This is a genomic window from Jejuia sp. G7-7 (assembly GCF_055808955.1).
In genome coordinates, this window is sequence record NZ_JBVVSZ010000002.1 from 341628 (window position 1) to 354200 (window position 12573).

The 12573-nt window shown below is 32.7% G+C and carries 11 protein-coding genes and 1 pseudogene; 9 read left to right on the forward strand and 3 right to left on the reverse strand.

The annotated features are described in order from the left end of the window. Positions 1–58 precede the first annotated feature (58 nt). Both AC0L5U_RS11700 and AC0L5U_RS11705 read right to left on the reverse strand, forming a co-directional pair. Complete coding sequence (locus tag AC0L5U_RS11700) at positions 59–1072, reverse strand: LacI family DNA-binding transcriptional regulator (RefSeq protein ID WP_473416584.1); 1014 nt, start codon at positions 1070–1072, stop codon at positions 59–61. An 11-nt stretch (positions 1073–1083) separates the two neighbouring features. Beyond that, the gene (locus tag AC0L5U_RS11705; protein WP_473416585.1) at positions 1084–2178 is read right to left on the reverse strand and encodes a glycoside hydrolase family 88/105 protein; all 1095 of its coding nucleotides are present in this window, start codon (positions 2176–2178) and stop codon (positions 1084–1086) included. 173 nt (positions 2179–2351) lie between these two features. Here AC0L5U_RS11705 and kduI point away from each other — a divergent pair, with 173 nt between their 5' ends. From kduI to AC0L5U_RS11750, 9 genes and pseudogenes are all read left to right on the forward strand, one after another. Next, positions 2352–3194 (forward strand): 5-dehydro-4-deoxy-D-glucuronate isomerase, encoded by an 843-nt coding sequence (gene kduI / locus AC0L5U_RS11710; RefSeq protein ID WP_473416586.1) that lies wholly within the window; start codon positions 2352–2354, stop codon positions 3192–3194. 67 nt (positions 3195–3261) lie between these two features. Further along, positions 3262–4440, forward strand: a complete 1179-nt coding sequence (locus AC0L5U_RS11715; RefSeq protein ID WP_473416587.1) for a DUF4861 family protein — start codon at positions 3262–3264, stop codon at positions 4438–4440. Continuing rightward, positions 4437–5258 carry an SDR family oxidoreductase gene (locus tag AC0L5U_RS11720; RefSeq protein WP_473416588.1) on the forward strand — a complete coding sequence of 274 codons (822 nt, stop codon included), beginning with the start codon at positions 4437–4439 and terminating at the stop codon, positions 5256–5258. Before AC0L5U_RS11715 ends, AC0L5U_RS11720 begins: the two co-directional genes overlap by 4 nt. A gap of 30 nt (positions 5259–5288) precedes the next feature. Further along, positions 5289–6469: pseudogene (gene uxuA, locus AC0L5U_RS11725) on the forward strand (mannonate dehydratase). Then, positions 6466–7878 (forward strand): glucuronate isomerase, encoded by a 1413-nt coding sequence (uxaC, locus tag AC0L5U_RS11730; protein ID WP_473416589.1) that lies wholly within the window; start codon positions 6466–6468, stop codon positions 7876–7878. The pseudogene uxuA and the gene uxaC overlap by 4 nt, the downstream one beginning before the upstream one ends. A gap of 14 nt (positions 7879–7892) precedes the next feature. Continuing rightward, positions 7893–8873 carry a TRAP transporter substrate-binding protein gene (locus AC0L5U_RS11735; protein WP_473416590.1) on the forward strand — a complete coding sequence of 327 codons (981 nt, stop codon included), beginning with the start codon at positions 7893–7895 and terminating at the stop codon, positions 8871–8873. 2 nt (positions 8874–8875) lie between these two features. Next, complete coding sequence (locus AC0L5U_RS11740) at positions 8876–9367, forward strand: TRAP transporter small permease (protein WP_473416591.1); 492 nt, start codon at positions 8876–8878, stop codon at positions 9365–9367. A 2-nt stretch (positions 9368–9369) separates the two neighbouring features. After that, a complete protein-coding gene (locus tag AC0L5U_RS11745; protein WP_473416592.1) occupies positions 9370–10677 on the forward strand; it encodes a TRAP transporter large permease in 1308 nt (435 codons plus the stop codon). 457 nt (positions 10678–11134) lie between these two features. Continuing rightward, entirely contained in the window at positions 11135–11575 is a 441-nt protein-coding gene (locus tag AC0L5U_RS11750; RefSeq protein WP_473416594.1) for a hypothetical protein, read from the forward strand. A 59-nt stretch (positions 11576–11634) separates the two neighbouring features. Here the strand turns inward: AC0L5U_RS11750 and AC0L5U_RS11755 are convergent, their stop codons facing one another. Next, complete coding sequence (locus tag AC0L5U_RS11755; protein ID WP_473416595.1) at positions 11635–12549, reverse strand: T9SS type A sorting domain-containing protein; 915 nt, start codon at positions 12547–12549, stop codon at positions 11635–11637. Between the last annotated feature and the right edge of the window lie 24 nt (positions 12550–12573).

Below are 12573 nucleotides of genomic sequence, written 5' to 3' on the forward strand. Positions count from 1 at the left end.
AAGGCAAAAAGAAATAATTACGAATGCAAGTATTTTAAATGTTTTCATATAGTTGTCTTTATATAGTTTTAGTTGAATTTCTAATGATTAATTTCGATTTTAAAGTCACAGATTCTACTACAATAGTTTTATTTTTTATTTGATTGATCAATACTGTAGCTGCCTTTTTTCCCATCTCAAAATCGGGTTGATCTATGGTTGTAAGAGATGGTTCTATTACCGCAGAAATGGGATCGTTATTAAATCCAACTATCGCAATATCCTCAGGAACTCTTATACCTTTCTGCTTAAAATATTGAATAGCGCTAATTGCAGATGTGTCATTTCCTGAATAAATACCATCAACATTTTTAAGTTTCAAAACTTTTTTAGCCATTGAAGTCCCATCTAGTTCCGTTAGTTTTGAAATCAAACAAAATGATTCATCATATTTTAATCCATGTTTTTCTAAAGCAGCTATATACCCTTTTTTTCTATTTTGATATAATTCTATGTTTTGTGGCCCACCAAAATGAATGATATTTTTACAACCTCGATGAATTAGATGCTCAGTAGCCTTAAAACTAGCATCAAAGTCATCTATACTTATACTGGTACAATTTTCAAAACCACATGGTCTGTCATAAAAAACTATAGGAGCACCAAAACTTTTATAAGGCTTCAAATGCTCAAAAGACGTAGTTTGCATTGAAATAGAAATTAAAACGCCATCAACCCTGTTTGACAGTAATGTATCCATTATTTTTTGTTCTCGATTTAAACTTTCAAGTGACTGACAAATCAAAACATTATACCCTGACTCATAAGCAGTTTCTTCAATTCCAGCAATTACATTAGAAAAGAAATTCCTAGAAATTCTAGGTACCACAACACCAATTGTATTGGTTTTATTGGTTCGTAAATTTGAAGCTAAAATATTACGTTGGTACCCTAATTCACTTGCCTTTGCTAGTATTTTTGCTTTTGTTTTTTCAGAAACCCTAGGACTATCATTTAATGCTCGCGATACCGTAGAGCTATCTATTTCTAGTGCTTTTGAAATGTCATGAATAGTAATTTTTCCTGAGTGCATATTATTGTCAACTATTTTTTATACAGTTTATAAACTTCTGCCCCAGCCGCCAAAAAAGCCCCTGAACCATAAACTTCACTTTTATCTGCCCAAGCTTCTCCGGGCGCAGCACCAATAGGTTGCACATATCCTAGCATACCGTCTGTTGTAATATAATTTTTTAAAGTATTCCAAGCACGTTTTACATGTGGCTCATAAGTGGTTTTATCCAATAAACCATTGTTAACACCCCATGCTAATCCGAAGGCAAAAAAAGAAGTACCACTAGTTTCTGGTGTTGGATACGAATCATCGTTCAGTAAACTCATTGCCCAATGCCCGTCTTCAGTTTGTATTTCTATCAACTTTTTAGCCATTCTTAAATAAATATCCTTAAAATAGTTGTATTCCTTAGAATCTGGCTCGTACTCATCCATTAACAAAGTTAAACCGCCAAAAACCCATCCGTTTCCTCTAGACCAAAATATTTTTTTACCCCCATCTAGTTTTCCAATGTAACTGTTATCACGGTAAAACAAACTCTCAGCTTCATCAAACAAATGGTCGTAAGTGGCTTTGTATTCACGCATCATGAAATCGGTATATTTCTGCTCTCCAGAAATTTTAGCATATTTCGCCCAAAGTGGAGGCCCCATGAATAGTGCATCACACCATGTCCAGCGCTGTAAATGCTTATATTTATCTAAAGTAATGGGTTGCTTACTTGGGTTTTCTAAAATATAATCTAATCCTTTTTGCACACCTTTAACCATGGCTGTATCTCCATATTTTCTAAATAATTCTAGATACATTTGTCCAACAACATGGTCGTCTGCCATATATTTCCTGTAGTGTAATTTCCAGTTTTGTTCATCCCCAACAGATTTTAACCAATTATAATATCGGTCGTCTTTAGCCATTTCAGCAAACTTAACCATACCAACATAAAGTGCACCATTGGTCCAATCTGCAATATGATGTGGTTTTTCCCTTCCACTATAAGTATCTCTAAAATGTTCAATTTGCCAATCTGCAACACGTTTCATTTCTTTTCTAACAGACTTAGAATTAATAGACTGCCCAAGACTAGGCAAAACAAAACAAACAGTCACTAGAATAGATAACAAAAGTTGTTTTGGCAAACGATAAAAAAACAATTCATTTAAAACTATTTAAAAGTTAAAGTTAATATATAATGAGATTCTCTGTAAAGATATATAAAAAAATAAAAATACAATCGATTGTATTTTAAAATAAAATTACTATTTTTACTGAAATTTCATAAAAAACAATCAATACAATGGAACAAAACTTTGAAGTAAGATATGCAGCCTCACCAAGAGAAGTAAAAAAAATGGACACTCAAGAATTAAGAGATGAATTTTTAGTTCAGAATATATTTGAAAATGACAAACTTAATTTTGTCTATTCACATTACGACAGATATATTGTTGCTGGTGTTATTCCCGTAAAACAAAATATTAAACTTGAAACTATTGATCCCTTAAAAGCATCTTATTTTTTAGAAAGAAGAGAATTAGGCGTAATAAATATAGGAGGTAGTGGTATAGTTTCGGTAGATGGTACTTTATACAATCTAGACAATAGAGAAGCACTATATATAGGCCAAGGTAATAAAGATGTATCTTTTTCTAGCGATTCAGCAGATAATCCTGCCAAATTTTACATTAACTCTACGCCTGCTCACAAAGCTTACCCAAATAAAAAAATAGGAATCAACGATGTTGAAGTCGTAGAGCTTGGTGCGCCAGAAACTGCAAATGCTAGGACTTTAAGAAAATATATTGTGAATAGTGTTGTAGATGTATGCCAATTACAAATGGGAATGACCTCACTAAAATCCGGAAGTTGTTGGAATACTATGCCAGCACATGTTCATGACAGACGTATGGAAGTGTATCTTTATATTGAAGTTCCAGAAGGACAATCTGTATGCCATTTTATGGGACAAACTGATGAAACACGCCATATTTGGATGCAAAGTGATGAAGCTGTAATATCTCCTCCATGGTCTATCCATTCAGGTTCAGGAACAAGTAATTACACATTTATTTGGGGAATGGCTGGCGAGAATTTAGACTATTCTGATATGGACGTTGCTAACATACCTGATTTAAGATAAGCCCATAATGGCATTTATCAAATAAACCAATTAATACTTGAATAAGCTAATTATAAATTTTCAATAAATGAAACTAATTAAGATTTTTTCAATCGGCATTCTTTTGCTCTCAATACTATCCTGTTCTCAAAAAGAGAATTCTATTACGATCAAAATTTCAAATGCTCTGGATTTAGACAGACAATTTGAAACTGTTGAAATTTCAAAATCTAATTTGGGTGTTGAAACTATCGATAACTTGGGAGTTAAAGATGTTTCAACTAATAAATTATTGACATCACAATTGGTTGATACAGATGGCGACGGTAGTAATGATGTATTGTTATTTCAGCCGAGTATTGAAGCTAATGCAACTGCAGATTATCAATTGGTAACTCTTCCTAAAGACACAAATTCAGCTGAAGAAAAAATATGTTATTCTCGTTTTGTACCAGAACGCACCGATGATTATGCTTGGGAAAACAACAAAGTAGCTTTTAGAACTTACGGCCCAAATGCGCAATATAGATTTGAAAACAAGCTAAAAGAAGGCACACTTTCTAGTGGTATTGATGCTTGGTTAAAACGAGTAGATTATTCCATAATTGATAAATGGTATAAAAAATACACCGAAAAAACAGGTACTTATCATGAAGATACAGGCGAAGGTTTAGATAATTTTCATGTAGGTAGTAGTCGTGGCGTTGGTGGTACTGCTTATAAAAAAGACAGTACGTATTATATTTCAAAAAACTTTATCAACTATAAAACAATTACAAATGGCCCTATACGCGCCAGCTTCATTTTAGATTATGGTGTATGGGATGCTGATGGTACACTAATAAAAGAATCTAAAACCATCAGTTTAGATTACGGTAATAATCTTTCAAAATTTGAAATATCTATTCAAGGTGTAGATTCTATTTCTGCAGGTTTAACACTCCATGAAAAAGATGGTGTGGTAACCTCTCATAAAGATGAAACTTGGGTAAATTATTGGCAGCCACATGCCGATTCTGAGATTGGTACAGCCATAGTTTCTATACCTATGTATTACACAGGTTATGAAAAATATGATACCAAACAAAAAGATTTGAGTAATGCTTTTGCGCATTTAAAAGTCATTAATGGCAAAACAGAATATTACGCAGGTTTTACGTGGCAAAAAAGCAAGCAGTTTAAAAATCAATATGAATGGGAACAGTATTTAAGCAACTTTGCTAAAAAAATGAATACCCCATTAACAGTTAAAATAACAAAAAAATGAGTACAATAAATCTATTTAACATTAAAGGAAAAGTAATAGTAATAACTGGTGGTGCCGGTGCCTTAGGCGGAAGTATGGCTTCTTACCTACTAAGTTCTGGAGCAACAATTGTAATATTAGATTTAATTCCAGATATGGTAAAAACCCGTGTTGCGGAATTGAAACAAATAAACGATAATGTAATAGGAATTTCAGGAAGTGTTTTGGATAAAGAAAATTTAGAAAAAGCCAAAACTGAAATATTAGAAACTTTTGGACGTATTGACGTATTAATTAATGCCGCTGGCGGAAACATGCCTGGAGCAACTATTGGTGTAGATCAAACTATTTTTGATCTTAAAATGGAAGATTTCAGAAAAGTTTCTGAATTAAATTTAGATGGTTCTGTATTGCCTTCGTTAATATTTGGAGAAGCTATTGCAAAACAAGGTGCTGGTAGTATTATTAATATTTCTTCTATGACAGCCTCAAGAGCTATTACAAGAGTTGTTGGATATTCTGCTTCTAAAGCTGCAATTGATATTTTTACAAAATGGATGGCCACAGAAATGGCTCTTAAATTTAGCGATAAAATTCGCGTAAATGCTATTGCACCTGGTTTCTTTATAGGCAATCAAAATCGTGCATTATTAACTAACGAAGATGGTAGTTTCACAGAAAGAGGACATACAATAATAAGCAATACTCCTATGAAACGTTTTGGTGATGCTGATGAATTAAATGGCACTATTCATTGGTTAATGAGTGATGCTGCATCGTTCGTTACTGGTACAATTGTTCCTATTGATGGTGGATTTAGTGCTTTTAGTGGTGTTTAATAATAGTTATTAAAAAATTTACAAATGAAAATGCAACAAACATGGAGATGGTATGGACCAAACGATCCTGTATCATTAACAGACATAAGACAAGCAGGAGCAACTGGTGTCGTTTCGGCTTTACACCATATTCCGAATGGAGAAATTTGGACTATAGAAGAAATTAATAAACGTAAAGAGACTATAGAAGCTAGTGGTCTTATTTGGTCTGTTGTTGAAAGTATCCCAGTACACGAATCTATAAAAACACGTTCTGGTAATTTTCAAGCATATATAGAAAACTACAAAACCAGTATTGAAAATTTAGCCAGTTGTGGCATTCACATTGTATGTTACAATTTTATGCCTGTTTTAGACTGGACACGAACATCTTTAGACCATACAGTTGAAGACGGTTCTAAAGCATTACGCTATGACGTAACCGCTTTTGCCGCCTTTGAATTGTTTTTATTGAAAAGACCAGGAGCAGAAAACTCTTTTTCAGATGAGCAAAAAACTAAAGCGAAAGCCTATTTTGAAACACTTTCTGAAGTACAAAAAACAAAGCTTATAAATAATATTATTGCTGGTTTACCTGGTGCTGAAGAAGGCTATACTCTAGAACAGTTTCAAACTATTTTAGATACTTATAAAGATATTGATGCAAAAAAACTAAAAGAAAACTTAGTTGCTTTCTTAAAAGAAATTATTCCAACGGCATCTCAAAATGATGTGCTGATGTGTATTCATCCAGACGATCCACCATTTCCTATTTTAGGGTTGCCACGAGTTGTGAGCAGCGAAGAAGATTATGCATATTTATTTGAAAAAGCACCTAATATTTCTAATGGAATTACATTTTGCACAGGATCTTTAGGCGTAAGAGCAGATAATAATTTGGTACAAATATTCAAACGGTTTGCAGATCGTGTTCACTTTTTACATTTAAGAAGTACGCAACGCGATGATGCTGGTAACTTTTACGAAGCCAATCATTTAGAAGGTAATGTTGACATGTTCAGCATTGTTAAAGAAGTGCTTATTGAGCAAAAGCGAAGACATAACGAAGGTAGAAAAGACGCTGCTATCCCAATGCGTCCAGATCACGGACACCAAATGCTAGACGATTTAAACAAAAAACAAATCCAGGATATTCTGGAATTGGTCGTTTGCGTGGTTTAGCAGAATTACGTGGCTTAGAATTTGGGATTTCAAAAAGTGGGATTGTATGAGTTCAATAACATCAAAAGGCTTTATTACCGATGATTTTTTGTTAGAATCTGAAGCAGCAAAAACGCTTTATCATGAATATGCCAAAGATTTACCTATCATAGATTATCACAATCATTTATCGCCTAAACTCATTGCTAAAAACAAACCTGTTGGAAATATTACCAAGGCATGGTTAAAAGAAGACCATTACAAATGGCGAGGCATGCGCGCCAATGGTATTGAAGAAAAATTCATAACTGGTAGTGCTTCATTAGAAGATAAGTTTGAAAAATGGGCTGAAACCGTACCTTACACTTTAAGAAACCCTTTATTTCATTGGACGCAACTAGAGTTAAAACGGTATTTTAATATAGATGCTATTCTGCAACCTAATACCGCTTCAGAAATTTATAAAAAAACGAATGCTATTTTAGAAACTAAAACACCTGCTCAATTGTTGGAACAGATGAAAGTGGAAGTGGTTTGTACTACAGATGACCCTTCCGATAGTTTAGAATACCATCAGCAGATTGCTAAACAGAATTTTTACACCAAAGTATTCCCTACATTTCGTTCAGATAATCTGTTTTTTATAGATCAAGATAGTTTTCATTCTTATTTAAAAAAATTAGGGACTTCAGTAAGTTTTACTATTTCTTCTTATTCAGAATTTATAAAAGCAATAGATACGCGAATCGATTTCTTCCATGAACAAGGTTGTAGACTATCTGATTATGGTGTTAGTGGTGCATTTACTATTGTAGATTATACCGAGGAAGAAGTTACTTCTATTTTCAATAAAAAATTGAATAACGAAACGCTTTCTCCTTCAGAAATAAACAAGTACAAATCTAGTATTTACATTCATTTAGGAAAAAAATACCACGAGAAAAACTGGGTGCAACAATACCATTTAGGACCGCTAAGAAATAATAATAAGCGTTTACAAAAACAATTTGGTGCTGATGCTGGCTGCGATTCTATTGGCGATTATTCTATGGCAGAAGCTATGTCTAAGTTATTTAGTCAACTAGATGAAACCAATCAATTAGCAAAAACAATAAGCTATAATTTAAACCCGTCACAAAACGAAGTATTTGCAACCATGATGGGTAATTTTAACAATAGTGATGTGCCAGGAAAGATGCAATGGGGTTCTGCTTGGTGGTTTTTAGACCAAAAAGATGGTATGGAGAAGCAAATGAATACACTTTCAAACCTAGGTCTTTTAAGCAGATTTGTAGGTATGCTAACCGATAGCAGGAGTTTTTTATCTTTTCCAAGACATGAATATTTTAGACGTATATTATGTAATCTAATTGCTGAAGATTTAAACAAAGGACTTATTCCTAACGATATTAAATTTCTTGGAAAAATGATTCAAGATATTTGTTATTATAATGCCGTAAACTATTTTAAATTTAATTAAATAAAAAGTGTATCATGAAGTATAGACTATTACTGATAGTGATTTTAATGATAGGATTGACATTCACATCCTGTAAAAAAGACGATGGTACAAAAGTATTATATTTAGGACATACTTTACCTCAAACACACCCCGTACATAAAGGTATATTAGAATTTAAGAAAGCTTTAGAGTTGAAATCTAAAGGCACTTTAAAGGTTAAAATTTTTCCAGATGCCCAGTTAGGTTCAGAACGTGAAGTCCTAGAATTATTACAAATTGGTAGTGTTGCAGCCACTAAAGTTAGTGCAGCAACACTCTCTAATTTTGTTCCAGAATATCATGTTTTAGGCATACCGTATTTGTTTAGAGACAAACAACATCAGTTTGATGTTTTAGAGGGTCCAGTAGGGAAATCTATATTAGAAAAAGGCTCTAAGTTTTGGTTACGCGGTCTCTGTTATTATGATGCAGGCAGTAGAAGTTTTTACACCAGCGATAAAGCTATTAGAACGCCAGATGATTTACAAGGACTCAAAATTAGAGTGATGAACAACCAAATGGCAATTAATATGGTTAATTCTATGGGAGGTTCTGCTACGCCATTGGCGTATGGCGAATTATATACTGCTATTCAGCAAGGTGTTGTAGATGGTGCCGAAAATAATCCGCCATCGTTTGTATCGTCAAATCATTATGAAATTAGTAAATATTATACTTTAGATCAACACTCATCTGTTCCTGATGTGCTTTTAATAGGTACTAAATATTGGGAAAATTTATCTGAACATGAAAAGGTTTGGGTACAAGAAGCTGCAGACGAATCTTCACAAGCACAAAAAGTATTTTGGAATGAATCTGTTGAAGAGTCTATGGCTATTGCAAAAAAAGCGGGTGTAGAAATTATTATTCCAGAAAAATCTTTGTTCGCAGAAAAATCAAAATCTGTACTTGAAGAGTTTATGAAAGAACACCCCGAAATGACTCCTATTATCCAACAAATTAAAAAACAGTAATTATGAGTAAATCTGTAGTAATCTTTAATAAAGTAACTAAAATTCTTGAGGTCTTCTTAATTTCAATTTTCGCTCTTTTAGTTCTAGATGTGTTATTTCAAGTATTTTCAAGATATCTTTTAGGAACATCCTTTACTTGGACTGAAGAGTTTGCACGATTCTCTCTTATTTGGATGACTATCTTAGGCGCAGCATATCTTAATGCAAAAAGAGAACATCTATCGATGGATTTTATATACCAAAAACTATCTAGCTCTAATAAAAGAAAAGCATCTATTCTTATTGAAATACTTGTGTTCCTTTTTGCCTTAATAGTTATGGTAATTGGAGGTCTTAATTTAGTTTACACAACCTTACACTTAGAACAACTTTCTGGTACGCTTCGTATCCCTTTAGGGTATGTTTATGCCATTATGCCTTTTAGTGGATTTCTAATTATGTGCTTTTCGATATATCACATTTCAAATATTTACAAAAACAAAATAAATAATTAATTATGAGTATAGAAGTTATAAGTATTATCGTTTTGTTTGTAAGTTTCTTTAGCCTTTTATTATTAAAGGTACCAGTAGCTTACAGTATAGGTATCGCTACAACATTAAGTTTATTGCTAAATATCGATAAACTACCAGGATTAACAACCATTGCTCAACGCATGACAACTGGTATTGATAGTTTTGCTTTATTAGCAATACCATTTTTTGTTTTAGCAGGAGATATTATGAAACGTGGAGGTATCGCCAATAGGCTTATTAATTTTGCAAAATCTTTAGTAGCTAGTCTTCCCGGAGGATTAGCTTACGTTAACGTATTAGCATCCATGCTATTTGGTGCCATATCGGGTTCTGCTCTTGCAGCTGCATCAGCTATAGGCTCAATTATGACCGACAGAATGGAAGACGAAGGTTATCCACGTACATTAAGTGCTTCTGTTAATATTACCGCATCAACAACAGGTTTATTAATTCCACCAAGTAATATTTTAATTGTATATGCTTTAGCTAGTGGAGGAACAGCATCTGTAGCAGCACTCTTTATTGCGGGATATTTACCTGGTATTTTATTAGGTTTTGCAATTATGGGCTACGTGGCCTTTATTGCTATTAGCAAAGGTTATGCGAGAGGAAAACGTGCTACTTTATTTGAAGTTTGGACCTTTTTCAGAAAAGCCTTTTTTAGTTTACTATTATTGGTTATTGTAGTTGGTGGTATTGTAGCAGGCATATTTACAGCTACCGAAGCCTCTGTAATTGCAGTTTTATATGCAGCAGTACTGTCTTTGATTTATGGTGATATGAAAATAAAAGATTTTCCTGAAGTATTATTAACTAGTGCAAAAACAACAGCTGTTGTTATGTTTTTAATTTGTACATCTATGGCTATGTCATGGTTATTTTCTTTTGAAGGTATTCCAGAAATGATTAGTACATTTTTACTAGAAAGTTTAAATAACAAGTTCGCCATCTTTTTAGCTATTAATCTTATTTTACTAGTCATTGGAACATTTATGGATATGACACCTGCTGTATTAATATTTACTCCAATTTTTCTTCCTGTAGTAACCACCTTAGGAATGGATCCTGTACATTTTGGAATTGTTATCGTACTAAATTTATGTATTGGTATTTGTACACCTCCCGTAGGCACGCTGCTCTTTGTGGGTAGTGGTGTTGCAAAAGTTTCGGTCACACAGGTTATAAAACCCTTACTACCATTTTTAGCGATTATGGTAACGGTACTTATGTTTATAAGTTTTATCCCTGAAATATCGATGTATTTACCAAGATTGTTTGGACTAAAATAGACAGGTTATTTTGTGGTTATAGAGACAACCTGTTTTAAAAGTTTTTTTGATAAATATCCTAAATTTTAGGGATTTCTTTTTAAAATTCTGTTAAAAACAATATTTTAAAAGACTTAATTTCTTAAAACACTTTTTTTACGAGTATCTTAGTGGTTGGAAACCAGTATTACTTATTACCCATGAAACATATAGCTCTAACATTTACTTTTTTATTATATCTATTTAGTAATAATATCTACGCTCAAAAAACTCATACTGTAAAAGGTCGCGTGGTTGCTTTTAAAGCATATCCCGTGAATAATGTTTCTATTACCTCAAAAAAACTAAGATAAAAACAACTACGGACTCACTAGGGAATTTTAGTATTGAATGCCGTAAAAAGTCGGACGCATTAACATTTGATGCCTGGGGATTCAACCTAAAAAGTATCAAAATAAAAAATCAAGAAACGGTTAAAGTGAATTTAATCATTATTGAAAACCAGAATGCTTACAAAGATATTATTGCAAATAATCATATGACTCAACAGGATTTAGATTATTGTGTTGCTAATTTAATTCAAGAAAACAATAATTACGACGAACTTCCTACTGTTTTTGATGTTATACAACTTGTTTACCCTAATGCTAAAGTAACTTCAGTTGAAAATAATGATGCAAACCAAACTAATACTTTTGGAGTTTCGGGCAGACAAGTAATACTTAATGCTAAAGGGATTAACTCTATTATGGCAAGTCCTTATGCTTTATTAGTTGTTGATAATATTGTTGTAGACGATATTTCTGGAATCGAACCTATTCAAATAGCTACGGTTAAAGTTTTAACTGGGAACCAAGCAGATCATTGGGGTATACAAGGGTCAAATGGTGTAGTGGAGATTACATTGAAGAATAAGTAAAAGTAAAGCGCTCTTCATATGGAGAGCGCTTTACTTTATGAAATGAAAACTATTTTTGATTAATCAAGAATAATTCTTTTTGAGTATGTTTTTCTATCCTTTTCTATTTTTATAAAATATACACCAGAATCATAATCTCTAAGATACATTTCATTTTTACCTGCTATAAAAGTTCCAGATCTAACAACTCTACCAAGCATATCAATTAAAGCATAACTACTTGCCTTATTGATATCTATATTTAGTAATCCTTTTGTTGGATTTGGATAAACATTAAAATCTACTTCACTAACTATTTGATCGTTTGATAACGTAGCTCCTCCATTATCAAATGAATCATTGACTAGTTGAATTCCTGGAAACCCTGTGCAATCGGCACTATCCAAAACGCCTCCTCCAGCAGATCCACATGCTGTAAAAAATTGATCATCGAAGCTTGCCCCACTTTCAAATGTTAACATAGGATTTTCATTCACATCATCGAATTTAATCTTCAAATGAAATAACGGCTTAGAACTTGGCAACACATTATCATTCGCAATAGTAGATGAACTATATTGGTGATCAAAAGCTACTGACAGCCTTGAACTAGAATTATCTGCAATAACAAAAGGCTTATAAAGTGTAAAATAAGTAGGAGGCGACCCAGGCACAAAAAAATCAACTTTTTGATCACAAATATAACCATCTGGACTAGTAACTGTAACAGCACTACTTCCAGATATATTACTATTAAATGCAGCCGTATTATAATTAAAATAGAGTTGCCCTGAACCTAACTTAAATGATCCTATAGCAGTATTATCTGTTTGAATCATGATGTCTACTTCATAAAAACTATCAACACCATTGTTCGTAATTTCACTATTTGCAAAAGTAAATAGTATATCTTCTTGGGAAAAACCTACTAATCCCGTAAATAATATGATACTTAAAATAAAAGTCTTCATTATTGATATATTATATTTTTTCATTTTAGTTTATTTAGAGATTCTTAA